This is a genomic window from Pseudomonas putida, assembly GCF_005080685.1.
In the GTDB taxonomy this organism is placed as follows: domain Bacteria; phylum Pseudomonadota; class Gammaproteobacteria; order Pseudomonadales; family Pseudomonadaceae; genus Aquipseudomonas; species Aquipseudomonas putida_V.
In genome coordinates this window covers 6,369,523-6,393,116 of record NZ_CP039371.1, presented here as the reverse complement: position 1 = coordinate 6,393,116, position 23,594 = coordinate 6,369,523, and the positions used below count along the sequence as shown (strand labels likewise).

The window sequence follows — 23,594 nt, the reverse complement described above, 5'->3', positions numbered from 1 at the left end:
GCGGGTCCTGAGTCTGAGACCCGTGAAAACAATTCCAATAGTTACGGTTTACTCATGAGCGATTACACAGAAGCCGGCCGGCCACCAGACGCGGCCGACTCGGGCACTACCCAGCGCAGCAAAGGCCTGGCCAAGGGTCGGCTTGGCCTGTTGGCCAGCGTGGTGCTGGGCATTTCCACCATTGCCCCGGTCTACACCCTGACCGGCGCCCTTGGCCCCACCGTGCGCGAAGTCGGCGCGCACTTGCCAGCGGTATTCATCGTCGGTTTCCTGCCCATGTTGCTGGTCGCCCTCGGCTACCGCGAGCTGAATGCGGCGGAGCCGGACAGCGGCACCTCGTTCACCTGGTCGGCGCGTGCCTTCGGCCCGATGATCGGCTGGATCGGCGGTTGGGGCCTGGTGGTCGCCACCACCATCGTGCTGTCCAACCTGGCCGGGGTCGCGGTCGACTTCTTCTACCTGTTCATCGCCCAGATCACCGGCCAGCACGAACTGGCGGCGCTGGCCGACAACCTGTTGATCAACATCACCACCTGTTGCGTGTTCATCGCCATGGCGGTGTGGATCTGTTGCCGCGGCATGGCCACCACCATGACCGTGCAGTACGGCCTGGTCGCCTTGCAGTTGCTGGTGCTGATCGGCTTTGCCTTCGCCGCCTTCAGCGAAACCACCGCGCCGCCGCCGCTGGCCTTCGACCTGGCCTGGTTCAACCCGTTCGGTGTCGAATCGTTCTCGGCCTTTGCTGCCGGGCTGTCGCTGTCGATCTTCATTTTCTGGGGTTGGGATGTGTGCCTGACGGTCAGTGAGGAGTCGATCGGCAGCGACGAGGTGCCGGGCAAGGCCGCCACCTGGACGGTGCTGCTGATTCTTGGCCTGTACCTGCTGACGGCCATCGCCACCTTGCAGTTCGCGGGTATCAGCGAGGATGGCCTGGGGCTGAACAACCCGCGCATCCAGGAAAACGTCTTCGCCCACCTGGCCGGCCCGGTCATGGGGCCGCTGGCGATCCTGATGTCCATCGCGGTGCTGGCCAGCACCGCGGCCTCGCTGCAGTCGACCTTCGTCTCGCCAGCGCGCACGTTGTTGGCGATGGGGTACTACGGCGCCGTGCCGCAGCGTTTCGCCACGGTCTGCCCGCGTTCGCAGACGCCGCGCTACGCGACCATCTGCGCCGGGGTCGCCGCGGGGCTGTTCTACGTGACCATGCGCACCTTGAGCGAGAACGTGTTGGCCGACACCATCACCGCGTTGGGCATGATGATCTGCTTCTACTATTCGCTGACCGCGTTCGCCTGCGTCTGGTACTTCCGCCACAGCCTGTTCGCCAGCCTGCGCCACTTCTTCATGCGTGGCCTGTGCCCGTTGGTGGGTGGGGTGATCCTGTCGGTGATCTTCGTGCGCACGGCGATCGACAGCGCGTCGCCTGAGTTCGGCAGCGGCTCGCATGTGGCGGGGGTGGGGTTGGTGTTCGTGATCGCGGCGATCATCTCGGCGCTGGGGATCGTGCTGATGATGCTTTCGCGGATGCGGGCGCCGGCGTATTTCCTCGGGGCTACCTTGCGCCAGCAGGCGACCTTGCAGTTGCAGGAATGAAGCTTGGGGCTGCGTTGCAGCCCTTCGCGGGACAAGCCCGCTCCTACAGGTTCAGCGCCGGTTTCGGATTCAGCGCTGTACCTGTAGGAGCGGGCTTGTCCCGCGAAGGGCCGCAACGCGGCCCCCTACGATGCCTCAGGAAAGCAGTTCCTTGAGCAGCGCCCCATGGCGCCGCTGCTGTTTCTTCAGCAGCAACCGATTGGCCACGAACACCGCCTTCAACTCCTCCAGCGCCGCGCCGAAGTCGTCGTTGATGATGACGTAGTCGTACTCGTCGTAATGCACCATCTCGCTGACCGCTTCCTTCATGCGCCCGGCGATGATCTCGTCGCTGTCCTGGCCGCGGTTGTCCAGGCGCTCGCGCAGTGCCTGTTGGCTCGGCGGCAGGATGAACACCGACAGCGCCTCGGGCATCAACTGGCGCACCTGCTGGGCGCCTTGCCAGTCGATTTCCAGGATCAGGTCGAAGCCCTGGTCGAGGGTCTGCTGCAATGCGCTGCGCGAGGTGCCGTAGAAGTTGCCGAATACCTCGGCATGCTCGAGGAAGTCGCCCTGCTGGATCAGGCTCTTGAACTCCTCGTGCACCACGAAGTGGTAGTTCACCCCGTGCTGCTCGCCCGGGCGCATGGCGCGAGTGGTGTGCGAGACCGAAACGCGGATCTGCTGGTCGGCCTTGGTCAGGGCCGTCACCAGGCTGGTCTTGCCGGCGCCGGAGGGGGCCGAAACGATGTAGAGGGTGCCGCTGCTGTGGTTCATGGTAGGGGTGGCCTTACTCGATGTTCTGTACTTGTTCACGCATCTGTTCGATCAACACCTTGAGGTTGACCGCCGCTTGCGTGCTGCGCGGGTCGAATGCCTTGGAGCCGAGGGTGTTGGCCTCGCGGTTGAGTTCCTGCATCAGGAAGTCCAGACGCCGGCCGGCGGCGCCGCCGGACTTGAGCACCCGGCGCACTTCGGTAACGTGGGTGTTCAGGCGGTCGAGCTCCTCGGCCACGTCGCTCTTCTGCGCCAGCAGGACCATCTCCTGCTCCAGGCGCTGCGGGTCGAGTTCGGCCTGCATGTCGCCGAAGCGGTCGAGGATCTTCTGCCGCTGGGCCGCCAGCATCTGCGGCACCAGGGCGCGCAGGGTAGTGACCTCGGTGGTCATGGCGTCGAGTCGTTCGTTGATCAGCCGGGCCAGTTCCTGGCCTTCGCGCAGGCGGCCGGCCTTGAGCTCGGCCAGGGCTTCGTCGAACAAGGCCATGGCTTCGGCGTTGAGCGCCTGCGGGTCGCTGGCGTCGGCCACCAGCACACCGGGCCAGGACAGCACCTCGAGCGGGTTGAGCGGCGCCGGCTGCTTGATCAGGCCGGCGACTTCCTCGGCGGCGGCCACCAGTTGCGCAGCGCGCTCGCGGTCGACCTTGAGCGGCTTGCCGTTGCTGTCCTCGTGCAGGCGCAAGGTGCATTCCACCTTGCCGCGCGACAGCCCCTGGCGCAGGCCCTCGCGCACTGGCCCTTCGAGGTCGCGCAGGGCGTCGTGCAGGCGCAGGTGGGGCTCGAGGTAGCGATGGTTGACCGAGCGCAGCTCCCAGACCAGGGTGCCTTGGCTGCCGGCGCGCTCGACTCGAGCAAAAGCGGTCATGCTGTGCACCATGGGGAGTACCTCGCGTTGGATGATGTGAACGGGGAAGCCTTCCGGCTGCAAGGCGCAGGATTGTAGCGCAGTGGGTGCGCCAGGCCCAATCCACCCATGTTACAGATCCCCCCCGATCACGTTCGGAAAAGGCGACAGGCGTGGCCGGGTGCGACGATAGGCATGTCCTCATGGGGCGGCGGGCTTTATAATGCTCGCCAGATTCAAAGTCCCGGTACAGGTATCCCAGATGAAACGTCCAAGTGGTCGCGCCGCCGATCAGCTCCGCTCGATCCGCATCACCCGCAACTACACCAAGCACGCCGAAGGGTCGGTACTGGTCGAGTTCGGTGACACCAAGGTCATCTGCACGGTCAGTGTGGAAAACGGCGTCCCGCGCTTCCTCAAGGGGCAGGGCCAAGGCTGGCTGACGGCCGAGTACGGCATGCTGCCGCGCTCCACCGGCGAGCGTAACCAGCGCGAAGCCAGCCGTGGCAAGCAGGGTGGCCGCACCCTGGAAATCCAGCGCCTGATCGGCCGTTCGCTGCGCGCCGCGCTGGACATGAGCAAGCTCGGCGACATCACCCTGTACGTCGACTGCGACGTGATCCAGGCCGATGGCGGCACCCGCACCGCCTCGATCACCGGTGCCATGGTCGCCCTGTGCGATGCCCTGGCGGTGATCAAGAAGCGCGGCGGCCTCAAGGGTGGCAACCCACTCAAGCACATGATCGCCGCAGTGTCGGTGGGCATGTACCAGGGCGAGGCGGTGCTTGACCTCGACTACCTCGAAGACTCCGCTGCCGAGACCGATCTCAACGTGGTCATGACCAGCGCCGGTGGCTTCATCGAAGTGCAGGGCACTGCCGAAGGCGCGCCGTTCCAGCCGGAAGACTTCAATGCCATGCTAGCCCTGGCGCAAAAGGGCATGAACGAAATCTTCGAGCTGCAGCAGGCGGCACTCGCCGACTGACCCAACCAAGGAGGTGCGGGGCATGAGCGATTCGAACCTGTCGATCACCCCGCCCAACGCCGACGTGCGGCAATGGGCGATGTTCTGTCACCTTGCCGCGCTGCTTGGCCTGGTGGTGCCCCTCGGGCACCTGCTGGGCCCGCTGGTGCTGTGGCACCTCAAGCGTGAGCAAGATCCCTTCATCGATGCCCAGGGCAAGGAGGCGCTGAACTTTCAGATCAGCGTGACCATCGCCGGATTCGTCTGCTTCCTGCTGATGTTCGTGTTCATCGGGCTGGTGCTGTTCGCCATGCTGATGGTGGCGGTGCTGATCCTGATCATCCTGGCAGGGGTCAGGGCCAATGAAGGGAAGGCGTATCGGTATCCGCTGATCTGGCGGCCGATCAAATAGCATTGGGGCCGCTGGGTGCCCATTCGCGGGACAAGCCCGCTCCCACAAGATGTATGCATGGCTGGAAAGGTGCACAAATCTTGTGGGAGCGGGCTTGTCCCGCGAATGGGCTGCGCAGCGGCCCCAATGCTTTAAATGGTCAACGTCCAGTCATAGTCGACGATCAGCGGCGCATGCTGCGAGAAGCGCGGCTGACGCGGCAGGCGGGCATTGCGCACGAAGCGACGCAGGCCCGGGGTGAGGATCTGGTAGTCGAAGCGATAGCCCAGGTTGAGCATCTCGGCCTGTTCGTTGTCCGGCCACCAGCTGTACTGATCGCCTTCGCGGCTGACTTCGCGCAAGGCATCCACGTAGCCCATGTCGCCGGTGATCGCGTCCATCCAGGCGCGTTCTGGCGGCAGGAAGCCTGGCGACTGCTGGCTGTCACGCCAGTTCTTGATGTCGAGCTTCTGCTGCGCCACGTAGAACGAGCCGCAATAGATGTATTCGCGACGCTTGCGACGCTGTTTGTCCAGGTACTTGGCGAAGTCGTCCATCAACTTGAATTTCTGGTTCAAGTCTTCGTCGCCGTTCATGCCCGAAGGCAGCAGCAAGCTGGCAATACTGACTTTGTCGAAATCTGCTTGCAGATAACGCCCGTAGCGGTCGGCTGTCTCGAAGCCCAGGCCGGTGATGACTGCCTTGGGCTGCATGCGCGAGTAAAGTGCCACGCCACCTTGGGCGGGTACCTCCGCGTCGCAGGCATAAAGGAAATAGCCATCGAGCTGGAAAGCTGGGTCGTCGAGTTCAAAGGCCGAGGCGCGGGTATCCTGAAGGCAGATGACGTCGGCATTCTGGGCTTGCAACCAGCTGAGCAATCCTCGCTCGGCCGCAGCCTGAATGCCATTAACGTTCACACTGATGATCCGCATAAATGGCCCCATAAATCTCGTGCGTGTATGATACCCGAGCTCAACCCATTTAGCTAAATCCGTGGTGTCCGGGACTTTCCATGCAGCCGTATCAGCGCGACTTTATCCGTTTTGCCATCGATCGCGGGGTCCTGCGTTTCGGTGAATTCACTCTGAAATCGGGGCGTACCAGCCCGTATTTCTTCAATGCCGGCCTGTTCAGCAGCGGTTCCGCCCTGGCCCAGTTGGGGCGTTGCTACGCCGCGGCCATCGTCGACAGCAAGATCCCCTTCGACGTGTTGTTCGGCCCGCGTACAAGGGCATTCCCCTGGCGGCGGCCACTGCCGTGGCCCTGGCCGAGCAGCATGAGCTCGACGTGCCATGGTGTTTCAACCGCAAGGAAGCCAAGGATCACGGCGAAGGCGGCAGCCTGGTCGGCGCCCCGCTGGCCGGTGACGTGCTGATCATCGACGACGTGATCACCGCTGGCACCGCCATCCGCGAGGTCATGCAGATCATCAACGCCCAGCAGGCCAAGGCCGCTGGCGTGCTGATCGCGCTGAACCGCGAAGAGCGTGGCAACGGCGAGCTGTCGGCGATCCAGGAAGTGGAGCGCGACTTCGGCATTCCGGTGGTGAGCATCGTCTCGCTGACCCAGGTGCTGGAGTTCCTCGCCGACGATCCGCAGCTCAAGCAGCACCTGCCGGCTGTCGAAGCCTATCGGGCGCAGTACGGGATCTGATCCTGGCCCGGTAATGAGAAAGGCGACCTCTGCAGGTCGCCTTTTTCGTATCGCCTGTCCCGGCCTCTTCGCGGGCAAGCCCGCTCCCACAGGGTCATCACTCTTCTCAAGTGCGGCGATGTATCTGTGGGAGCGGGCTTGTCCCGCGAAAGGGCCGGTAAGGTCCTGCTCAGTCAGTGCCGTACTTCGGCGACCGCGGTCCATACAGCAGCCCGCCGTTGGCATGCGGCGTCAGCAGCCGGGCGCTGGTCATGCCGGCGATCGGGTAGCCCGCGTCGTCCTGCACGCTGCTGATGATCTGGTTCACCGCCGCGGTGATCAGCATGCCGATGAGCCCGCCCTGGTTCTGCTGGTTCTCCTGGCTGGAGGCCGTGGCGCTGCCAGTCCACAGGGTGGTGCCGGTCTTCAGGTCGACCAGCTTGGCGTTGGCGGTGACGATGGTCGCGCTGCTCAGCACCATGTAGCGGGTGCCGTAGTCCGATACCGTCACGTACAGACCTGCGTCGGCACCGAAGATCTCGTGCAGCTTGGCCGTTGGCAACTGGTGGATGTCGGCGGGCGTGGTCATGCCGTTCTGGCGGAAGGTTTCATCCACCAGCGCCACTGGCATCACGTAGTAGCCGGCCTCGGCCAGCGGGTAGGTGACCTGCGACAGCATGCTGTAGGTCGCCTTGACGTCCGGCGAATCGTTGAGCGGCGGCAGGATCAGGATCGACTTCGGCCGGGCTTGCTTGTAGGCCGAGTAGTCGATGGTCTTGCGCTCGGCGCAGCCGGCGAACAGGGCCAGGACGCAGGCGCCGACCAGCAGCTGGGTGAGGCGCTTGATCATTGCTTGGCTCCCTTGCTGGCGTTGCTCATCAGAAAGTCCATGTAGGCCGCCGATTCCGGGAACAGCGCTTTTTCGGTGCGAAACTGCTGCATCATCTGGTCATCCTTGCCCAGGCTGGAATACAGCAGGCCCAATTGCGCGTGGTAACCCGGCGGCACGGCGCCATTCTTGGCCTTGATCTTCTCCAGGTCGCGCTCCAGCGCGGTGACCTGTTCCTCTTTCGAGTCGCCCTTGAGGTAGCCGTAGACCTGGGGCTGATAGCTTTCCCACTGGTACAGGGGCTTGGGTGCGTTGCAGCCGGCCAGCAGCAGGCTGCCCAGCAGGAGGCCGGCGCAGGCGCGCATGGCCGGGAGAGTAATGCTCATGGGGAATCTTCCTTGAACGAGTGACTTATTGCAGTTGTGGCTTCCACTGGCCGCTTTCCACGGCGCCGACCAGCTTGTTCACCGCCTCGCGCATGGCCAGGTCGAGGACCTTGCCGTTGAGGGTCGAGTCGTAGCTGGCGGTACCGCCGAAGCCAATGATCTCGCGGTTGGACAGGGCGTACTCGCCTGCGCCCTGGCTCGAGTAGACCACCTCGGAGGTGCTGATGTTGACGATGTTCAGTGCCACCTTGGCGTAGGCGACCTGGGTCTTGCCGCGGCCGAGGAGGCCGAACAGTTGCTGGTCGCCCACTTCCTTGCGGCCGAACTCGGTGACGTCGCCGGTGACCACGAAGTCGGCACCCTTCAAGCGCTGGGCCTGGCCCTTGATGGCGGCTTCCTGCTGGATCTCGCTCATGTTGTCGCGATCGAGCACGTTGAAGCGGTTGGTCTGCTGCAGGTGGGTGATCAGGATGGTCTTGGCCTGGCCGCCGAGGCGGTCGACGCCATCGGAGAAGATGCCACGCATGTAGCTGGAGCGGTTGTCGAACTTGCCCACGGCGATGGGGGCGCGTACGCCGCTGTAGGGGCGGTTGACGCTTTCGACCTGTTGCACGGCAACGGCGGTGGAGGTTTCGGTAGCACAGCCGGCGATCGACCCGAACGCAACGGCAGCTGCCAGCACGAGTCCTTGTGAAGCGTATTTCACGCGATTTCTCCAATAGATAGATCAAGGTATTGCGGCGGGCATTTTGCCATGTCCGAGGCAAAAAAAATCGCCGGCAAGCCAGCTCCTACGTGTAGGAGACGTCTTGCCGGCGATTGGGACCGGTGTCAGCTGCGGGTTAGCGCTGCTTGCGGTTGGTGATCAGGGTGCCGACACCGCTGTCGGTGAAGATCTCCAGCAACACCGCGTTCGGCACGCGGCCGTCGATGATGTGGGAGCTGTTGACGCCGCCCTGGACCGCTTCCAGTGCGCATTTGATCTTCGGCAGCATGCCGCCGTAGATGGTGCCATCGGCGATCAGCTCGTTGACCTGCTCGGTGGTCAGGCCGGTCAGGACCTGGCCCTGCTTGTCCATCAGGCCGGCGATGTTGGTCAGCAGCATCAGCTTCTCGGCCTGCAGCGCTTCGGCCACCTTGCCGGCCACCAGGTCGGCGTTGATGTTGTACGACTCGCCGTCGGCGCCCACGCCAATCGGTGCGATCACCGGAATGAAGTCGCCCTTGACCAGCATGTTGATCAGGTCGGTGTTGACGCTGACCACTTCGCCGACGTGGCCGATGTCGATGATTTCCGGCTGGGTCATCTCCGGGGTCTGGCGGCTGACGGTGAGCTTGCGCGCACGGATCAGCTCGGCGTCCTTGCCGGTCAGGCCGATGGCGCTGCCGCCATGGCGGTTGATCAGGTTGACGATGTCCTTGTTGACCTGGCCGCCGAGGACCATCTCCACCACGTCCATGGTGGCCGCATCGGTGACGCGCATGCCGTCGATGAAGTGACTCTCGATCGACAGGCGCTTGAGCAGGTCACCGATCTGCGGGCCGCCGCCGTGCACCACCACCGGGTTGATGCCCACGGCCTTCATCAGCACGATGTCGCGGGCGAAGCCGGTCTTGAGCTCCTCGCTCTCCATCGCGTTGCCGCCGTACTTGATCACCAAGGTCTTGCCGACAAAGCGGCGAATGTAAGGCAGTGCTTCGGACAAAACCTCGGCTACATGGGAAGCGGCATCGCGATCGAGGGTCATGCAGGGGCTCCTGTAAGGAACAGTTAGTCGGTCAGAACGGCAGTTGCAGATCAGGGGCGACCCGCAGCAGCTGCGCGCGGAAAACATCCTGGATACGTTGCAACTCGACGTCGCTGTCGGCCTCGAAGCGCAGCACCAGCACCGGCGTGGTGTTGGATGCGCGCACCAGGCCCCAGCCATGGGCATAGTCGACCCGCACACCGTCGATGGTGGTCAGGTTGGCGTCCCCCCAGTCGGCGTCGCGTTGCAGTGCATCAATGATGCTGAATTTACCCTCGTCGGTCACATCAATGTTGATTTCCGGCGTGGAAATATCGTTCGGGAACGCGGCGAACAGGCTTTCGGCGTCCTGGCCGGCCTTGCTGAGGATCTCCAGCAGGCGCGCGGCGCTGTAGATGCCGTCGTCGAAACCGTACCAGCGTTCCTTGATGAAGATGTGGCCGCTCATCTCGCCGGCCAGCAGCGAACCGGTCTGTTTCATCTTCTTCTTGATCAGCGAGTGGCCGGTCTTCCACATCAGGGCGCGGCCACCGTGCTGTTCGATCAGCGGGGTCAGGCGGCGGGTGCATTTGACGTCGAAGATGATCTCGGCACCCGGATTGCGCGACAGCACGTCCTGGGCGAACAGCATCAGCAGGCGATCGGGGTAGACGATGCTACCGGTGTTGGTCACCACGCCCACGCGGTCGCCGTCGCCGTCGAAGGCCAGGCCCAGGTCGGCGCCGGTTTCCTTGACCTTGGCGATCAGGTCTTCGAGGTTTTCCGGCTTGCCCGGGTCCGGGTGGTGGTTGGGGAAGTTGCCGTCCACCTCGCAGAACAGCGGGATGACTTCGCAACCCAGGGCTTCGATCAGTTGCGGGGCGATGACGCCAGCGGCGCCGTTGCCGCAATCGACCACGACCTTGAGCTTCTTGGCCAGCTTGACGTCGGCGACGATCTGCTGGAAGTAGCGGTCGAGGATCTCGACCTTTTCCACACGGCCTTCGCCGCGAGGCACGTCGTCGGTCTTCAGGCGGGTCAGCAGGGCCTGGATCTGCTCGTTGGCCAGGGTGTCGCCAGCGATGACGATCTTGAAGCCGTTGTAGTCGGACGGGTTGTGGCTACCGGTGAGCATCACCCCGGACTTGCCGGCCAGCACGTTGGCCGCGTAGTACAACGCAGGGGTGGGCACCAGGCCGACGTCGCTGACCTGGCAACCGGCATCGACCAGGCCCTGGATCAGTTGTTCGACCAGCATCGGGCCGGACAGGCGACCGTCGCGGCCTACGCAAACCTGCGGTTCGCCCTGGGCCAGGCTCTGCGCGCCGATGGCGCGGCCGATCCAGTAGGCGGTTTCGCCATGCAGCGTCTTGCCGACCACGCCGCGGATGTCATAAGCGCGGAAAATACTGTCGGGCAGTGCGGGTACCAGCTGGGCCATGTCGTTCATCTCTTTGGGAGCTCCGTTAGTCAAAGGCTGTCTGGGCAGGCGCAAACTGCACGCTTGGACGGTGGTTTCGCCAGAGAGTTCGCCATCCATGGCCCGAACGGTCGCTTGATCGACTCAGTGGCTGCCGGAATGGCCAAAGCCGCCGGTGCCGCGCTGGCTCTCGTCGAACTGCTCGACGATGTCGAAATGCGCTTGTACCACCGGCACCAGCACCAGCTGGGCGATACGCTCGCCAACGGCGATGGTGAATGGGGTGTTGCCGCGGTTCCAGCACGACACCATCAGCTCGCCCTGGTAGTCCGAGTCGATCAGGCCGACCAGGTTGCCGAGCACGATGCCGTGTTTGTGGCCCAGGCCCGAGCGCGGCAGGATCATCGCCGCCAGGCCCGGGTCGCCGATGTAGATCGACAGGCCGGTGGGAATCAGCAGGGTCTGGCCGGGCTCGAGAACGGTGTCCTGCTTGAGCAGGGCGCGCAGGTCGAGGCCCGCCGAGCCTGGGGTGGCGTATTGCGGCAGGGGGAATTCGGTACCCAGGCGCGGGTCGAGGATCTTGGCTTGAAGAGCGTGCATGTAACTATTGAACCTGGTTGAGCCGTTCGGCGATGAAGGCAACCAGCTGGCGGGCGATCTTGCCCTTGCTGGTCTGCGCAAAGAGGGTCTGGTGCTGCTGGCGGTCGATCACGGTCAGGGCGTTCTCCTCGCTGTTGAAGCCGATGCTGGGGTTGGCCACATCGTTGGCGACGATCAGGTCGAGGTTCTTGTCCTTGAGCTTGCGCGTGGCGTAATCGAGCAAGTGTTCGGTCTCGGCGGCGAAGCCGACGCTGAACGGGCGGTCGGCACGGCCAGCAATGGTGGCAAGGATATCGGGATTGCGCACCATCTGCAGCAACATGCCGTCACCCGTCGTAGGGTCTTTCTTGAGCTTCTGCGGGGCGACCACCTCAGGGCGGTAGTCCGCGACCGCAGCGGAGGCGATGAACAGGTCGCACGGCATCGCCGCCTCGCAGGCCGCGAGCATGTCCCGCGCGCTGACCACGTCGATGCGGTTGACCCGGTCGGGCGTCGACAGGTGCACCGGGCCGGTGACCAGGGTCACCCGAGCACCGGCCTCGGCGGCCGCCTCGGCCAGGGCGAAGCCCATCTTTCCGGAGCTATGATTGGTGATGTAGCGCACCGGGTCGATGTTTTCCTGGGTCGGGCCTGCGGTGATCAGCACGTGCTTGCCGGTGAGCGCCTGGCGCTTGAAGCTTTCCGCGGCGCACCAGGCCAGGTCAGTGGCTTCGAGCATGCGCCCCAGGCCCACGTCGCCGCAGGCCTGGCTGCCCGATGCCGGGCCGAACACCTGGATGCCACGGCTTTTGAGCAGGTCGAGGTTGGCCTGGGTGGCCGGGTCGCGCCACATCGCCTGGTTCATTGCCGGGGCCACGGCCACGGTGGCGTCGGTGGCCAGCACCAGGGTGGTCAGCAGGTCATCGGCCATGCCCTGGGCCAGTCGCGCCATGAGGTCGGCGGTGGCGGGGGCGATGAGTACCAGGTCGGCCCACTTGGCCAGTTCGATATGGCCCATGGCCGCTTCGGCGGCAGGGTCGAGCAGATCCATGTGCACCGGGTGGCCGGACAGCGCCTGCAGGGTCAGCGGGGTGATGAACTCGGCACCCCCGCGGGTCATGACGACGCGCACCTGCGCGCCGTGCTCCAGGAGTCGGCGGATCAGCTCGGCACTCTTGTAGGCGGCGATGCCACCCCCTACGCCGAGAACGATGCGCTTGCGATACAGCCGCTGCATAGGCTTGCCTTTTTCCAGTGAGAGCGGGCGGCGACGAAAAGACTGCCTGCGGCAGAACGTCGCATGTACGAGGCGAAATAGATTAACACAGGGCCGAAACGTGCCGCAGCAGGACCAGGGAGTGGGGATGAATATCAGGGAGTGGCCGGCGCAAGAGCGGCCGAGGGAGAAGTTGTTGCAGCGTGGGGCGGCTGTGCTGTCGGATGCCGAGTTACTGGCCGTGTTGCTGGGGTCGGGGGTTGCCGGTCGCAATGTGCTGGACCTTGCACGGGGGCTTTTGGCGCGCTTTGGTGGGCTCAGGCAGTTTCTGGAGGCTGACCGCGAGGCTGTGCTGCGCGAACCGGGACTGGGGTTGGCGAAGTATGCGCAGTTACAGGCGCTGCTTGAGATTGGCAGGCGTTATCTGGAGGAGTCCATCGAGCGCGGCCCGGTCCTGGACAGCCCAGCTTCTGTGCGACGTTACCTGAAATCCATGCTGCGACATGAAGCCTGCGAGGTATTCGGTTGCCTGTTCATGGATACCAAGCACAGGCCGATTGCGTTCGAGATCCTGTTCAGGGGCACCATCGACCGGGCCAGCGTCTATCCACGGGAGGTGGTGCGGCGTGCGCTGGTACACAATGCCGCGGCGTTGATCCTGTGCCATAACCATCCTTCGGGGCACAGCGAGCCGAGCCAGGATGACGTGCACCTGACGTTGTCGTTGAAGCGGGGGCTGGGGTTGATCGATGTGCGGGTGCTCGATCACATCATCATTGGCGATGGGGAGCCGTTGTCGATGGTCGAGCAGGGGTGGGTGGTGGCCTAGGCTTTTGCGCTATCTGAGCCGGCCTCTTCGCGGGCAAGCCCGCTCCCACAGGTACCGCACCCACCTTGAGTGTTGTGCTGTCCCTGCGGGCTTGCCCGCGAAGAGGCCGGTGCAGGTTTCAGCGGGTTGTCGACACCTTACTGAAATCCAGCCGCCCGAACGGGCTCACCTGATACCCCTCGACGCCCTTGCGCAGCAACGTCGCTGCAGTCGGATGCGCCAGCGGCACCCACAGCGCCTGCTGCTGGATCAGGGTCTGCGCCTGCTGGTACAGCCGGCTGCGCACGCTCTGGTCGTTGGTCGTGCGCCCGGCGCTGATGAGTTGGTCCAAACGGTTGTCGCAGAACCGCGCGAAGTTGGTCCCCGACTTCACCGCGGCGCAGGAAAACTGCGGGCTGAGGAAGTTGTCCGGGTCGCCGTTGTCACCGGCCCAGCCCATGAACAGCAGGTCGTGCTCGCCAGCCTTGGCGCGACGGATCAGCTCGCCCCACTCGATCACGCGGATCTCGGCCTTGATGCCGACCTTGGCAAGGTCGGCCTGGAGCATCTGCGCGCCCAGGCTCGGGTTGGGGTTGAGCAGGCTGCCCGAGGGGCGGGTCCAGATCGTCGTGCTGAAGCCCTCGGCAAGGCCTGCCTTGGCCAGCAGGGCCTTGGCCTTGGCCAGGTCCAGCGGATAGCCCGGCAGGTCCTTGGCGTAGCTCCAGGTGTTGGCTGGGTAAGGACCGTTGGCTGCAGTGGCGGTACCTTCGAACACCGCCTTGAGATAGGCCTGCTTGTCGAACGCCAGGTTGATCGCCTGGCGGACCTCGGGCTTGTCCAGCGGCGGGTGCTCGCTGTTGATGGCGACGAAGGCGGTCATGAAGGCCGGGGTCTGGGCGACCTGGAGGTTGCTGTCCTGGGCCGCTTCGGCGATGTCCAGCGGCTTGGGCGAAAGGGCGACCTGGCATTCGCCACGCTTGAGCTTCTGCAGGCGCACGTTGGCGTCGGTGGTGATGGCGAAGATCAGCGGGTCGACGGCAGGCTTGCCAGCGAAGTAGTCGGGGTTGGCGCGGTAACGCACCACCGCGTCCTTCTGGAAACGCTGGAAAACGAACGGGCCGGTGCCGATTGGCTGGCTGTTGAGCTTTTCCGGGCTGCCGGCCTTGAGCAACTGGTCGGCGTATTCGGCCGAATAGATCGAGGCGAAGCCCATGCTCAGGGTGGCGAGGAAGGTGGCATCGGCGTGGCTCAGGGTGAAGCGCACGGTCTGCGGGTCAGGGGCCTCGATAGCCTTGATCAGGCTGCCCAGTTGCAGCGACTGGGCGTGCGGGTAGCCGCCCGGTGCGGTCTTGTGCCAGGCATGGGCCGGATAGAGCATACGCTGGAAGCTGAACAGCACGTCGTCTGCGTTCAGTTCGCGGGTCGGCTTGAAGTAGGCGGTGGTGTGAAACTTCACCCCATCGCGCAGCTTGAAATCATAGGTGAGGCCATCGGCCGAGACGCTCCAGCTCTGCGCCAGGCTCGGCACCACCTTGCCCTGTGCGGCATCGAACTCGACCAGCCGGTTCATCAGCACGTCCGCCGAGGCATTGGTGGTGGTGAGCGAGTTGTACTGGACGACGTCGAAGCCCTCGGGGCTGGCTTCGCTGCACACGCTCAAAGGGGCGGCCTGGGCGATTCCTGCGGCGAGCAAGGAGGTGAACAATAAGGAAAGGGCGGCGGCGCGCATTGGAGCTCCTTGGAGGGTCAGTGACCTATCTGACCGGTGCAGTCTGGAAACGTCCTACCCTAGTGTGGGATAAAGCAAATGACTACCTTCTTTTTACCTCAGTTGGCGACGAGCGGTCGACACGGCGCCGGGCGAGTCGCTATGCTGCTCGCGCGCATTTTGCAGCGTGCGGATGCTCATCATCTGTTGTTGTGGCGTAGTCTTTCTGGTATAAAGCAGCGCTCTTTTCTAGGGGCTCGGCCTGTCGCATAAGCGGATCCGGTCGATAAGACCTCCAGAATCACGGCGCCTGGCGCCAAAGACTGAGAGATTAAGCGGCCAACCCATGCCGGGTTGGGCATGTGGTTTTAGAGGGCTGAGTCATGTCGAGAGTCTGTCAAGTTACTGGTAAGGGTCCAGTAACCGGGAACAACATTTCCCACGCAAACAACAAAACCCGTCGTCGTTTCCTGCCGAACCTGCAGCACCACCGTTTCTGGGTTGAATCCGAGAAGCGCTTCGTGCGTCTGCGCGTTTCCGCCAAAGGCATGCGTATCATCGACAAGCGCGGTATCGACGCCGTTCTGGTTGACATCCGCAAAGCTGGCGCCAAGGTTTAAGGGAGAACATCATGCGTGAATTGATCCGTCTGGTTTCGAGTGCCGGTACCGGCCACTTCTACACCACCGACAAGAACAAGCGCACCACCCCGGACAAAATCGAGATCAAGAAATACGATCCGGTTGTTCGCAAGCACGTGGTGTACAAGGAAGCCAAGATCAAGTAATTGATCGGCAACCTGAAAAAAGCCCGCATCCGCAAGGACGCGGGTTTTTTTTGCGCATGAAAAAAGGCGCCTCGACAGGCGCCTCTTCGTCCCCGGGGGGCTTACTGGATTTTCAGGCCGGTGATGATGCCATTGTCATCGACGATGATCATCACGCGGTCACTGCGGATGTCCTTGGTGGTGATGTCATTCGGGCCGGCGGCCGTGGTCAGGCCGGTCAGTTCGAGGATGTACGGCTTGACGGTTTCGACGTAGCAGCTGGCAACGACGTGACGGGCAGGGGCGAGGATATCGGTGGTCATGGTGTTTCTCCGTGATTGAGTGTCCGGACTGGACGGCACGATGATCCAGTGGCTGCCCCGCTGGCTGGCGTTAGCCGGATACCACCCGCGCCAATGTTCACTTGCTCTCGAACATCACATAGATCTTGCGGCAAGGCTCCAGCACCTCCCAGGTACCCTTGAAGCCGGCCGGGATGACGAAACGGTCACCAGCGCGCAATGTCTTGGCGTTACCTTCCTGGTCACGCAGCACCGAAACGCCCTGGACGATCTCACAGTACTCGTGCTCGGTGTAGTTCACTGTCCATTGCCCTACTTCACCTTCCCACACGCCGGCAGCGAACTGTTCGCATGGGCTGGAGTAATGGTTGTAGACGGCCTGGTCCGGCTCGCCCTTGAGGATTTTTTCCGCCGCTGGGCGGTAGCGTTCGACCTGGGTTTGCGCCTGGGCGAAATCGACGATGCTGGCAATGCTCATGGTGCGGCTCCTGTTATTGTTTAATAAAATGAACATCAGTAGGCTTTTGAGCCTTTCGTGTCAAATATATTGATAGTTTACACTGCCTGGTTTAGGGTATCGCTTGCCAGTGTGCGCTCGTCGCCCGGCCAGAATTCCGACAACGCCAGTGAGTCCTCAGTGCGGCGTTGCACTTAAACAAGAGGAGGAGTTTCGTATGACCACCCTGACTCGTGCGGACTGGGAACAACGTGCCCAGCAATTGAAGATCGAAGGTCGCGCCTTCATCAACGGCGAATACACCGATGCCGCATCCGGTGAAACCTTCGACTGCCTGAGCCCGGTCGACGGACGCTTCCTGGCCAAGATCGCCAGCTGCGACCTGGCCGATGCCAACCGCGCCGTGGAAAACGCCCGCGCTACCTTCGATTCCGGCGTCTGGTCGCAGCTGGCTCCAGCCAAGCGCAAGGCCAAGCTGATCCGCTTCGCAGACCTCTTGCGCAAGAACGTCGAAGAGCTGGCGCTGCTCGAAACCCTGGACATGGGCAAGCCGATCGGCGACTCCTCCAGTATCGACGTTCCAGGCGCGGCCAATGCCATCCACTGGACCGCCGAGGCCATCGACAAGGTCTACGACGAAGTCGCCCCGACTCCACACGACCAGCTGGGCCTGGTCACCCGTGAGCCAGTTGGCGTAGTCGGTGCCATCGTACCGTGGAACTTCCCGCTGCTGATGGCCTGCTGGAAACTCGGCCCAGCCCTGGCCACCGGTAACTCGGTGGTGCTCAAGCCGTCCGAAAAATCGCCGCTGACGGCCATCCGCATCGCCCAGTTGGCCATCGATGCCGGCATCCCGGCCGGCGTGCTCAACGTGCTGCCAGGCTATGGCCACACCGTGGGCAAGGCCCTGGCCCTGCACATGGACGTCGATACCCTGGTGTTCACCGGCTCCACCAAGATCGCCAAGCAACTGATGATCTACGCGGGCGAGTCGAACATGAAGCGCATCTGGCTGGAAGCCGGTGGCAAGAGCCCGAACATCGTCTTCGCCGACGCCCCGGACCTGCAAGCCGCCGCCGAATCCGCCGCCAGCGCTATCGCCTTCAACCAGGGCGAAGTCTGCACCGCCGGTTCCCGCCTGCTGGTCGAGCGCTCGATCAAGGACAAGTTCCTGCCCATGGTGGTCGAGGCCCTCAAAGGCTGGAAGCCAGGCAACCCGCTGGACCCACAAACCACTGTCGGTGCCCTGGTCGACACCCAGCAGATGAACACCGTGCTGTCGTACATCGACGCCGGCCACAAGGATGGCGCCAAGCTGCTGGCCGGTGGCAAGCGCACCTTGGAGGAAACCGGCGGCACCTACGTTGAGCCGACCATCTTCGACGGCGTCACCAACGCCATGAAGATCGCCCAGGAAGAGATCTTCGGCCCAGTGCTGTCGGTGATCGCCTTCGACACCGCCGAAGAAGCCATCGCCATCGCCAACGACACCCCGTATGGCCTGGCCGCCGGCATCTGGACCTCGGACATCTCCAAGGCGCACAAGACCGCCCGTGCCGTGCGCGCTGGCAGCGTCTGGGTCAACCAGTACGACGGCGGCGACATGACCGCGCCGTTCGGTGGCTTCAAGCAGTCGGGCAACGGCCGTGACAAGTCGCTGCACGCACTGGAGAAGTACACCGAGCTGAAGGCGACCTGGATCAAGCTGTAAGTCGCTGGGGCCGCTTTGCGGCCCATTCGCGGGACAAGCCCGCTCCCACAGGTTCTCCACGGCTTTCGATGCCGGTGGTAAACCTGTGGGAGCGGGCTTGTCCCGCGAATGGACCTGGAAAAATCTGCCTGGGAGGCCGCTATGCGTTGGGGAACCTACTTTGCCGTGCTGGCGTCGGTGCTCAGTGTCGGGCTTGCGCTCGGCGTGAGCATGCCGCTGGTGTCCTTGCGCCTGGAGGGCTGGGGCTACGGCGGGTTCGCCATTGGCGTGATGGCGGCGATGCCGGCCATCGGCGTGCTGCTCGGCGCCAGCCTGGCCAGCCGCCTGGCCGGCTGGGTCGGCGTGCCTTCAGCGATGCGCCTGTGCCTATGGGGCGGGGCGCTGTCGATCGGCTTGCTGGCATTGCTGCCGAGCTACCCGCTGTGGCTGGCGCTGCGCCTGTTGATCGGTATGTCGCTGACCGTGGTGTTCATTCTTGGCGAGAGCTGGATCAACCAGCTGGTGGTCGAGCAGTGGCGCGGTCGCCTGGTGGCGCTTTACGGCAGCAGCTATGCCTTGAGCCAACTGGCCGGGCCGCTGGTGCTGGGCTTTCTCGGCTCTGACGACGACTTCGGCTTCTGGGCCGCGACCGGCCTGCTGCTGCTCGCACCTTTGTTGCTGCTGGGCCGCGGCGGGGCGCCCAGCACCGAAGCGTGCAGCGTCACCTTCGCCGACCTGTTCGGCTTCTGCCGACGGCTGCCGGTGATCGCCTGGGCCATCGCCCTGTTCGCCGCGTTCGAGGCGATGATTCTCACCCTGCTGCCGGTTTACTGCTTGCAACAGGGCTTCAGCACCGAAATCGCGCTGTTCATGGTCAGCACCGTGGTGGTCGGCGATGCGGTGCTGCAATTGCCGATCGGCGCCCTGGCCGACCGCATGTCGCGGCGTACCCTGTTCACCGGATGCGCGGTGGCGTTGCTGGGCTCCAGCCTGGCGATCCCGCTGCTGCTGCAGACCCCGCTGATCTGGCCGTTGTGGGTGCTGTTCGGGGCCAGCGCGGGCGGGTTGTTCACCTTGTCGTTGGTACTGATCGGCGAGCGTTATCGGGATGACGCGCTGGTGCGCGCCAATGCCCACGTGGCGCAGCTGTGGGGTATCGGTTGCCTGCTCGGGCCGCTGCTGGCCGGGGCCGGCAGCCAGTGGATCAGCGGCCATGCGTTGCTGTGGCTGATGGCGGCGGGGGCGGCGGGGTTGGTGGTCTTGACCCAGCGGCGTGGGGCGTTCGAGCCGGCTTCTGCCTGACAGATCTTGGGGCCGCTTTGCGGCCCGATCCGACCGGTCCGGCGCTCCGGCAAGGCCGCTCCCACATCGGTCGCCGGGTACCGGCGATGATGGCTACAACATCTTCTCCAACCCGACTGCCTTGCTGACCCAGGCATTGAACTGCCGCCACAGCCCACCCGGCTCCGAGGTGAGCATGTGCCGGTGGCCGTCGTCTTCGGTGGCCCAGACCATCTTGTCGTCCACCAACTTGACCTGATAGCTCAGCGCCGGCGCCATGCCCTGCAAGGCCAGCTCGCGGGTGTACTCGGCCAGTTCCGGGCTGTCCACCATCACGCCCACTTCGGTGTTCCACAACACCGAGCGCGGGTCGAAGTTGAACGAGCCGATGAAGGTCTTGCGCCTGTCCAGCACGATGGCCTTGCTGTGCAGGCTCGAGTCGGAACTGCCGCGAAAGCTCAAGCGCCCGGCGCTGGGGTCGCCGGGCTGGCGGCGCAATTCATACAGTTGCACGCCATGTTCGAGCAGTGCACGGCGATAGGGCGCGTAGCCGCCATGCACGGCAGGCACATCGGTCGCTTCCAGCGAATTGGTCAGCAGCTTCACCGAGGTCCCCCGGTCAGCGCGCCCGGTGAGGTACAGCAGCCCGGACTCGCCGGGCACGAAGTACGCCGACACCATGATCAGTTCGCGGTGCACGCTGTTCAGGTCCGGTGCCAGTTGTTGGGTCATCAGCAACTGAGGGTCCGGTTCGTCGTCGGCCAGGACCTTGCTCGGTGCATCCCACAGGGCCTGGCTATGGGCCCAGATCAACTCGTTGCGCCAGATGTCCAGGCGTGGCTGCGATTGATAGGCCATCAGGCGGTCGTACAGGGCCTTGCGTTGGGTGCGCGCCTCGGCCAGCGACACCTCCAGGCGTCGACGGCTGGCGTGCAGGTCGTCGGCATCGGGCTTGTGCCAGAGGAATTCACCTATCGGTCGGCTCAGGGCGCTGTTCCAGTACTGGTCGAAACCGTGCCCGAGCTGCTCGGCCACCGGCCCCACGCCCAGCAGGTCGATGTCGGTGAAGTTGAGGTTGGGCTCGGCGTCGAAGTACTCGTCACCCAGGTTGCGCCCGCCGACGATGGCCATGGCGTTGTCCACCACGAACAGCTTGTTGTGCATGCGTCGATGCTGGCGCGACAGGTTGAACAGCCGACCCATGGCGCGGGTGGCGCCGGTGCTGCGCCCCAGGTGCAGCGGGTTGAACAGGCGGATATGGATGTTGGGATGGGCATCGAGGGTGCCGATCAAGGTGTCCAGGCCGTCGCTGGTGGTGTCGTCGAGCAGAATGCGGATGCGCACGCCGCGGTCTGCGGCGCGCAGCAGCTCGTGCACCAGGGCGCGGGTGCTGAGGCCGTCGTGGACGATGTAGTACTGCAGGTCGATGCTCGCCTGGGCGTTGCGGATCAGCTCGGCGCGGGCGCGGAACGCCTCGTTGCTGTTGGGCAGCAGGCGAAAGCCCGAGCGCCCTTGGTAGGGCGCGGCCTGGCGCAGTACCGAGCGGCCGAGGGCCGAGTCGCTGGCGGCCAGCGCCTGGCTGACCTTGCGCGGGCCGTCGGTGCTGGCGCAGCCACTCAGGGCAAGCAGCAGTGCCAGCAAAATAGGCAGAGCTCGCGGGAGTCTCAAGGGGGCAGGGTCCTGTGCGGCACGGTCTTGGAAGGTTGGACTGTCGAGGGCGGCGCAAAGTTACGCCTGGTTTGCATCTTGCTCCAGTAGACGAAGGGCGGTTTCACCGACCTTGCGCACGGCCTCCTCGATCTGCGGGGTCGGCCGCGCCGCGAAGTTCATGCGCAGGCAATGGCGGAACTTGCCCGAGGCCGAGAAGATGCTGCCCACGGCAACCTGCACGTTCTGCTCAAGTAAAGCGCGGTTCAGCCGCAGCGTGTCGAAATGTTCCGCAAGCTCCACCCATAGCATGAACCCGCCCTGGGGCCGACTGATACGGGTGCCGGCGGGAAAGTAGCGGGTCACCCAGTCGCTCATCAGATCGCGGCTGCGCTGGTACTGGCTGCGCATGCGGCGTACGTGGGGCTGGTAGTGGCCGCCCTGGATGAAGTCGGCGATGGCCAGTTGCGGCTGGCTGGCGGTGCTGCCGGTGCTGATGTACTTCATGTGCAGCACCCGCTCCAGGTAGCGTCCGGGGGCGACCCAGCCGATGCGCAGGCCTGGGGCCAGGGTCTTGGAGAACGAACTGCAGAGCAGGACCCGGCCATCGTCGTCGAACGACTTGAGGGTGCGCGGGCGAGGGTAGGTGTAGGCCAGGTCGCCATACACGTCGTCTTCCAGAATCGCCACGTCGTAGCGCTGCGCCAGGTTGAGCAGGGCCTTCTTGCGCGCCTCGGGCATGATGTAGCCCAGGGGGTTGTTGCAGCTGGGGGTGATCTGGATGAGCTTGATCGGCCACTGTTCGAGCGCCAGTTCCAGGGCTTCGAGGCTGATCCCGGTGACCGGGTCGGTGGGGATCTCCAGGGCTTTCATGCCAAGGCCTTTCAGGGTTTGCATGGCGCCGTGGAAGCTGGGCGAGTCCACCGCGACGATATCGCCTGGCTCGCATACCGCGCGAATGCTGCACGACAGCGCTTCGTGGCAGCCGGTGGTCACCACCAGATCGGCCGGGCCCAGGCGGCAGCCGGAGTCGAGCATCAACCGGGCGATCTGTTCGCGCAGCGCCAGGTTACCGTGGATGTTGTCGTAGTACAGGCCGGGCATGTCCTGGCGCCGGCTGAGTTGGGCGAGGCTGCGCAGCAACGGCTTGAGGGTGGGGCTGTCGATGTCGGGCATGCCCCGGCCGAGCTGGATCACGTTCTGGCGCGGGGTACTGCGCACCAGCTCCAGCACCTGTTCCCACTGGGAGATATCCACAGGGCGCTGGACCGGGCGGCTGATGGCGGGTAGGGCGGGGAGGTGGCGGTTTTCACTGACGAAGTAGCCGGATTTTGGCCGGGGCGAGACCATGCCGCTGTCTTCGAGCATGCGGTAGGCCTGCTGCACCGTGCTCAGGCTGACGCCATGCTCGACGCTCAGGGCGCGTACCGATGGCAGGCGCTGGCCGGGGCGGTAGAGGCCCTGCTCGATGCGGGTGCCGAGCAGTTCGGCGAGGTTGAGGTAGAGCGTCACGGCATACTCCTGGGCGGCAGGGTGGCGCGGACCAGTACAGTTAGGCCGAAAATTGGGCATTCAGCTGCCTGGCTGTCAGATCTGTATGGAAATATTACTCCGGTAGTGGATCTGTATTGTAGTACTTGTCGGCGGCATGCTTTCTCCCACGGTAACTACGCAATGGGAGAGCAGCGATGGGTGGCATGAGCGATGTGCGATTGCAATTGTTGGCCAGGGAACTGGAAGCCGAGCAGCACAACCAGGTCTTCGACGCGCCGGTGGGGCTTGGGCGTTGGGGGCTGATGCTGCATCGCTGGCACACCCGCAGGGCGCTGTTGGAGTTGAGCGATGACGCGCTGTGCGATATCGGGCTGAGCAAGGAGCAGGCCCGTACAGAAGGGCGAAAACCCTTCTGGAAGGACTGATCAAGTCCGCTTGTGGGAGCGGCCTTGTGTCGCGAAAGGGCTGCGCAGCAGCCCCAGGGTTTCAGCGTAGATGCACAAATTGCTGGGGCCGCTTTGCGGCCCTTTCGCGACACAAGGCCGCTCCCACAAGGAGAGCGATGTGAGCTTTCAGGTCAGTTCCTTGAGCCGGTGCCAGAGCATGCCCAGCGCCAGCAGCGGCGAGCGCAGGTGCTTGCCGCCGGGGAAGGTGATGTGCAGGGCGCTGTTGGAGTTGAGCGATGACGCGCTGTGCGATATCGGGCTGAGCAAGGAGCAGGCCCGTACAGAAGGGCGAAAACCCTTCTGGAAGGACTGATCAAGTCCGCTTGTGGGAGCGGCCTTGTGTCGCGAAAGGGCTGCGCAGCAGCCCCAGGGTTTCAGCGTAGATGCACAAATTGCTGGGGCCGCTTTGCGGCCCTTTCGCGACACAAGGTCGCTCCCACAAGGAGAGGGGTGTGAGCTTTCAGGCCAGTTCCTTGAGCCGGTGCCAGAGCATGCCCAGCGCCAGCAGCGGCGAGCGCAGGTGCTTGCCGCCGGGGAAGGTGATGTGCAGGGCGCTGTTGGAGTTGAGCGATGACGCGCTGTGCGATATCGGCCTGAGCAAGGAGCAGGCCCGTACAGAAGGGCGAAAACCCTTCTGGAAGGACTGATCAAGTCCGCT

23 protein-coding genes and 6 pseudogenes are annotated in these 23,594 nt (G+C 64.1%); 12 read left to right on the top strand and 17 right to left on the bottom strand.

The window, feature by feature from the left end; all coding sequences use genetic code 11:
- The first annotated feature begins 54 nt into the window (after nucleotides 1–54).
- On the top strand, nucleotides 55–1,593 hold the full coding sequence (locus E6B08_RS29635; protein WP_136917220.1) for an APC family permease: 1,539 nt from the start codon (nucleotides 55–57) through the stop codon (nucleotides 1,591–1,593).
- A 135-nt stretch (nucleotides 1,594–1,728) separates the two neighbouring features.
- Here E6B08_RS29635 and gmk read toward each other — a convergent pair whose 3' ends face one another.
- Nucleotides 1,729–2,349 carry a guanylate kinase gene (gene gmk / locus E6B08_RS29630; RefSeq protein ID WP_136917219.1) on the bottom strand — a complete coding sequence of 207 codons (621 nt, stop codon included), beginning with the start codon at nucleotides 2,347–2,349 and terminating at the stop codon, nucleotides 1,729–1,731.
- A gap of 13 nt (nucleotides 2,350–2,362) precedes the next feature.
- Nucleotides 2,363–3,226, bottom strand: coding sequence for a YicC/YloC family endoribonuclease (locus E6B08_RS29625; protein WP_136917218.1), 864 nt, complete (start codon nucleotides 3,224–3,226; stop codon nucleotides 2,363–2,365).
- 229 nt (nucleotides 3,227–3,455) lie between these two features.
- On the opposite strand from E6B08_RS29625, the gene rph reads away from it, so the two are divergent.
- Both rph and E6B08_RS29615 read left to right on the top strand, forming a co-directional pair.
- Nucleotides 3,456–4,178, top strand: coding sequence for a ribonuclease PH (gene rph, locus E6B08_RS29620; protein ID WP_136917217.1), 723 nt, complete (start codon nucleotides 3,456–3,458; stop codon nucleotides 4,176–4,178).
- A 22-nt stretch (nucleotides 4,179–4,200) separates the two neighbouring features.
- Complete coding sequence (locus tag E6B08_RS29615; protein ID WP_136917216.1) at nucleotides 4,201–4,569, top strand: DUF4870 domain-containing protein; 369 nt, start codon at nucleotides 4,201–4,203, stop codon at nucleotides 4,567–4,569.
- A 131-nt stretch (nucleotides 4,570–4,700) separates the two neighbouring features.
- Here E6B08_RS29615 and E6B08_RS29610 read toward each other — a convergent pair whose 3' ends face one another.
- A complete protein-coding gene (locus tag E6B08_RS29610; RefSeq protein ID WP_008091582.1) occupies nucleotides 4,701–5,480 on the bottom strand; it encodes an exodeoxyribonuclease III in 780 nt (259 codons plus the stop codon).
- Between the two features lie 80 nt (nucleotides 5,481–5,560).
- Between E6B08_RS29610 and pyrE the strand changes: the two are divergent.
- Nucleotides 5,561–6,201: pseudogene (gene pyrE, locus E6B08_RS29605) on the top strand (orotate phosphoribosyltransferase).
- Nucleotides 6,202–6,370: 169 nt separating this feature from the next.
- Here pyrE and E6B08_RS29600 read toward each other — a convergent pair.
- From E6B08_RS29600 to coaBC, 7 genes and pseudogenes are all read right to left on the bottom strand, one after another.
- Nucleotides 6,371–7,030 carry a DUF799 domain-containing protein gene (locus E6B08_RS29600; protein WP_136917215.1) on the bottom strand — a complete coding sequence of 220 codons (660 nt, stop codon included), beginning with the start codon at nucleotides 7,028–7,030 and terminating at the stop codon, nucleotides 6,371–6,373.
- On the bottom strand, nucleotides 7,027–7,395 hold the full coding sequence (locus E6B08_RS29595) for a DUF4810 domain-containing protein (RefSeq protein ID WP_136917214.1): 369 nt from the start codon (nucleotides 7,393–7,395) through the stop codon (nucleotides 7,027–7,029). Before E6B08_RS29595 ends, E6B08_RS29600 begins: the two co-directional genes overlap by 4 nt.
- 25 nt (nucleotides 7,396–7,420) lie before the next feature.
- The gene (locus E6B08_RS29590; protein ID WP_136917213.1) at nucleotides 7,421–8,101 is read right to left on the bottom strand and encodes a CsgG/HfaB family protein; all 681 of its coding nucleotides are present in this window, start codon (nucleotides 8,099–8,101) and stop codon (nucleotides 7,421–7,423) included.
- Nucleotides 8,102–8,237: 136 nt separating this feature from the next.
- Nucleotides 8,238–9,143 carry an acetylglutamate kinase gene (gene argB, locus E6B08_RS29585; protein ID WP_136917212.1) on the bottom strand — a complete coding sequence of 302 codons (906 nt, stop codon included), beginning with the start codon at nucleotides 9,141–9,143 and terminating at the stop codon, nucleotides 8,238–8,240.
- Between the two features lie 31 nt (nucleotides 9,144–9,174).
- Nucleotides 9,175–10,548 (bottom strand): annotated as a pseudogene (locus E6B08_RS29580) (phosphomannomutase/phosphoglucomutase); the annotation flags it as partial.
- 138 nt (nucleotides 10,549–10,686) lie between these two features.
- Nucleotides 10,687–11,142, bottom strand: a complete 456-nt coding sequence (dut, locus tag E6B08_RS29575; RefSeq protein WP_136917210.1) for a dUTP diphosphatase — start codon at nucleotides 11,140–11,142, stop codon at nucleotides 10,687–10,689.
- Between the two features lie 4 nt (nucleotides 11,143–11,146).
- Nucleotides 11,147–12,358, bottom strand: coding sequence for a bifunctional phosphopantothenoylcysteine decarboxylase/phosphopantothenate--cysteine ligase CoaBC (gene coaBC / locus E6B08_RS29570; protein WP_136917209.1), 1,212 nt, complete (start codon nucleotides 12,356–12,358; stop codon nucleotides 11,147–11,149).
- 127 nt (nucleotides 12,359–12,485) lie between these two features.
- On the opposite strand from coaBC, the gene radC reads away from it, so the two are divergent.
- The gene (radC, locus tag E6B08_RS29565) at nucleotides 12,486–13,166 is read left to right on the top strand and encodes a RadC family protein (RefSeq protein ID WP_136917208.1); all 681 of its coding nucleotides are present in this window, start codon (nucleotides 12,486–12,488) and stop codon (nucleotides 13,164–13,166) included.
- A gap of 118 nt (nucleotides 13,167–13,284) precedes the next feature.
- On the opposite strand, the gene E6B08_RS29560 is transcribed toward radC, so the two are convergent.
- Nucleotides 13,285–14,874, bottom strand: a complete 1,590-nt coding sequence (locus tag E6B08_RS29560; protein ID WP_136917207.1) for an ABC transporter substrate-binding protein — start codon at nucleotides 14,872–14,874, stop codon at nucleotides 13,285–13,287.
- A gap of 362 nt (nucleotides 14,875–15,236) precedes the next feature.
- Between E6B08_RS29560 and rpmB the strand changes: the two genes are divergently transcribed.
- Both rpmB and rpmG read left to right on the top strand, forming a co-directional pair.
- Nucleotides 15,237–15,473, top strand: coding sequence for a 50S ribosomal protein L28 (gene rpmB / locus E6B08_RS29555; protein WP_003253504.1), 237 nt, complete (start codon nucleotides 15,237–15,239; stop codon nucleotides 15,471–15,473).
- Nucleotides 15,474–15,484: 11 nt separating this feature from the next.
- Complete coding sequence (gene rpmG, locus E6B08_RS29550; protein ID WP_003253507.1) at nucleotides 15,485–15,640, top strand: 50S ribosomal protein L33; 156 nt, start codon at nucleotides 15,485–15,487, stop codon at nucleotides 15,638–15,640.
- A 101-nt stretch (nucleotides 15,641–15,741) separates the two neighbouring features.
- Here the strand turns inward: rpmG and E6B08_RS29545 are convergent, their stop codons facing one another.
- Entirely contained in the window at nucleotides 15,742–15,942 is a 201-nt protein-coding gene (locus E6B08_RS29545) for a hypothetical protein (RefSeq protein WP_136917206.1), read from the bottom strand.
- 97 nt (nucleotides 15,943–16,039) lie between these two features.
- Nucleotides 16,040–16,399 (bottom strand): cupin domain-containing protein, encoded by a 360-nt coding sequence (locus tag E6B08_RS29540; protein WP_136917205.1) that lies wholly within the window; start codon nucleotides 16,397–16,399, stop codon nucleotides 16,040–16,042.
- 196 nt (nucleotides 16,400–16,595) lie between these two features.
- Here E6B08_RS29540 and E6B08_RS29535 point away from each other — a divergent pair, with 196 nt between their 5' ends.
- Both E6B08_RS29535 and E6B08_RS29530 read left to right on the top strand, forming a co-directional pair.
- Nucleotides 16,596–18,089 (top strand): aldehyde dehydrogenase, encoded by a 1,494-nt coding sequence (locus E6B08_RS29535; protein WP_136917204.1) that lies wholly within the window; start codon nucleotides 16,596–16,598, stop codon nucleotides 18,087–18,089.
- Nucleotides 18,090–18,230: 141 nt separating this feature from the next.
- Nucleotides 18,231–19,370 (top strand): MFS transporter, encoded by a 1,140-nt coding sequence (locus tag E6B08_RS29530; protein WP_136917203.1) that lies wholly within the window; start codon nucleotides 18,231–18,233, stop codon nucleotides 19,368–19,370.
- 93 nt (nucleotides 19,371–19,463) lie between these two features.
- On the opposite strand, the gene E6B08_RS29525 is transcribed toward E6B08_RS29530, so the two are convergent.
- Both E6B08_RS29525 and E6B08_RS29520 read right to left on the bottom strand, forming a co-directional pair.
- The gene (locus E6B08_RS29525; protein ID WP_136917202.1) at nucleotides 19,464–21,017 is read right to left on the bottom strand and encodes a phospholipase D family protein; all 1,554 of its coding nucleotides are present in this window, start codon (nucleotides 21,015–21,017) and stop codon (nucleotides 19,464–19,466) included.
- Nucleotides 21,018–21,077: 60 nt separating this feature from the next.
- Nucleotides 21,078–22,508 (bottom strand): PLP-dependent aminotransferase family protein, encoded by a 1,431-nt coding sequence (locus E6B08_RS29520; RefSeq protein ID WP_192938603.1) that lies wholly within the window; start codon nucleotides 22,506–22,508, stop codon nucleotides 21,078–21,080.
- A gap of 176 nt (nucleotides 22,509–22,684) precedes the next feature.
- On the opposite strand from E6B08_RS29520, the gene E6B08_RS29515 reads away from it, so the two are divergent.
- On the top strand, nucleotides 22,685–22,915 hold the full coding sequence (locus E6B08_RS29515) for a DUF1127 domain-containing protein (protein WP_136917200.1): 231 nt from the start codon (nucleotides 22,685–22,687) through the stop codon (nucleotides 22,913–22,915).
- A 147-nt stretch (nucleotides 22,916–23,062) separates the two neighbouring features.
- Here E6B08_RS29515 and E6B08_RS31645 read toward each other — a convergent pair.
- Nucleotides 23,063–23,149 (bottom strand): annotated as a pseudogene (locus E6B08_RS31645) (hypothetical protein); the annotation flags it as partial.
- Between the two features lies 1 nt (nucleotide 23,150).
- On the opposite strand from E6B08_RS31645, the pseudogene E6B08_RS31640 reads away from it, so the two are divergent.
- A pseudogene (locus tag E6B08_RS31640) lies at nucleotides 23,151–23,249 on the top strand (DUF1127 domain-containing protein); the annotation flags it as partial.
- A 147-nt stretch (nucleotides 23,250–23,396) separates the two neighbouring features.
- On the opposite strand, the pseudogene E6B08_RS31635 reads toward E6B08_RS31640, so the two are convergent.
- A pseudogene (locus E6B08_RS31635) lies at nucleotides 23,397–23,483 on the bottom strand (hypothetical protein); the annotation flags it as partial.
- Nucleotide 23,484: 1 nt separating this feature from the next.
- On the opposite strand from E6B08_RS31635, the pseudogene E6B08_RS31630 reads away from it, so the two are divergent.
- Nucleotides 23,485–23,583 (top strand): annotated as a pseudogene (locus E6B08_RS31630) (DUF1127 domain-containing protein); the annotation flags it as partial.
- Between the last annotated feature and the right edge of the window lie 11 nt (nucleotides 23,584–23,594).

Excerpts from the sequence above, each read along its gene's own strand:
- rpmG (WP_003253507.1), top strand. The coding sequence starts at position 15,485 with ATGCGTGAATTGATCCGTCTGGTTTCGAGTGCCGGTACCGGCCACTTC.
- dut (WP_136917210.1), bottom strand. The coding sequence starts at position 11,142 with ATGCACGCTCTTCAAGCCAAGATCCTCGACCCGCGCCTGGGTACCGAA.
- E6B08_RS29540 (WP_136917205.1), bottom strand. The coding sequence starts at position 16,399 with ATGAGCATTGCCAGCATCGTCGATTTCGCCCAGGCGCAAACCCAGGTC.
- E6B08_RS29610 (WP_008091582.1), bottom strand. The coding sequence starts at position 5,480 with ATGCGGATCATCAGTGTGAACGTTAATGGCATTCAGGCTGCGGCCGAG.
- E6B08_RS29625 (WP_136917218.1), bottom strand. The coding sequence starts at position 3,226 with ATGGTGCACAGCATGACCGCTTTTGCTCGAGTCGAGCGCGCCGGCAGC.
- coaBC (WP_136917209.1), bottom strand. The coding sequence starts at position 12,358 with ATGCAGCGGCTGTATCGCAAGCGCATCGTTCTCGGCGTAGGGGGTGGC.
- radC (WP_136917208.1), top strand. The coding sequence starts at position 12,486 with ATGAATATCAGGGAGTGGCCGGCGCAAGAGCGGCCGAGGGAGAAGTTG.
- E6B08_RS29545 (WP_136917206.1), bottom strand. The coding sequence starts at position 15,942 with ATGACCACCGATATCCTCGCCCCTGCCCGTCACGTCGTTGCCAGCTGC.
- E6B08_RS29615 (WP_136917216.1), top strand. The coding sequence starts at position 4,201 with ATGAGCGATTCGAACCTGTCGATCACCCCGCCCAACGCCGACGTGCGG.
- E6B08_RS29635 (WP_136917220.1), top strand. The coding sequence starts at position 55 with ATGAGCGATTACACAGAAGCCGGCCGGCCACCAGACGCGGCCGACTCG.
- rph (WP_136917217.1), top strand. The coding sequence starts at position 3,456 with ATGAAACGTCCAAGTGGTCGCGCCGCCGATCAGCTCCGCTCGATCCGC.
- argB (WP_136917212.1), bottom strand. The coding sequence starts at position 9,143 with ATGACCCTCGATCGCGATGCCGCTTCCCATGTAGCCGAGGTTTTGTCC.
- E6B08_RS29560 (WP_136917207.1), bottom strand. The coding sequence starts at position 14,874 with ATGCGCGCCGCCGCCCTTTCCTTATTGTTCACCTCCTTGCTCGCCGCA.
- rpmB (WP_003253504.1), top strand. The coding sequence starts at position 15,237 with ATGTCGAGAGTCTGTCAAGTTACTGGTAAGGGTCCAGTAACCGGGAAC.
- E6B08_RS29600 (WP_136917215.1), bottom strand. The coding sequence starts at position 7,030 with ATGATCAAGCGCCTCACCCAGCTGCTGGTCGGCGCCTGCGTCCTGGCC.
- E6B08_RS29595 (WP_136917214.1), bottom strand. The coding sequence starts at position 7,395 with ATGAGCATTACTCTCCCGGCCATGCGCGCCTGCGCCGGCCTCCTGCTG.
- gmk (WP_136917219.1), bottom strand. The coding sequence starts at position 2,349 with ATGAACCACAGCAGCGGCACCCTCTACATCGTTTCGGCCCCCTCCGGC.
- E6B08_RS29535 (WP_136917204.1), top strand. The coding sequence starts at position 16,596 with ATGACCACCCTGACTCGTGCGGACTGGGAACAACGTGCCCAGCAATTG.
- E6B08_RS29530 (WP_136917203.1), top strand. The coding sequence starts at position 18,231 with ATGCGTTGGGGAACCTACTTTGCCGTGCTGGCGTCGGTGCTCAGTGTC.
- E6B08_RS29515 (WP_136917200.1), top strand. The coding sequence starts at position 22,685 with ATGGGTGGCATGAGCGATGTGCGATTGCAATTGTTGGCCAGGGAACTG.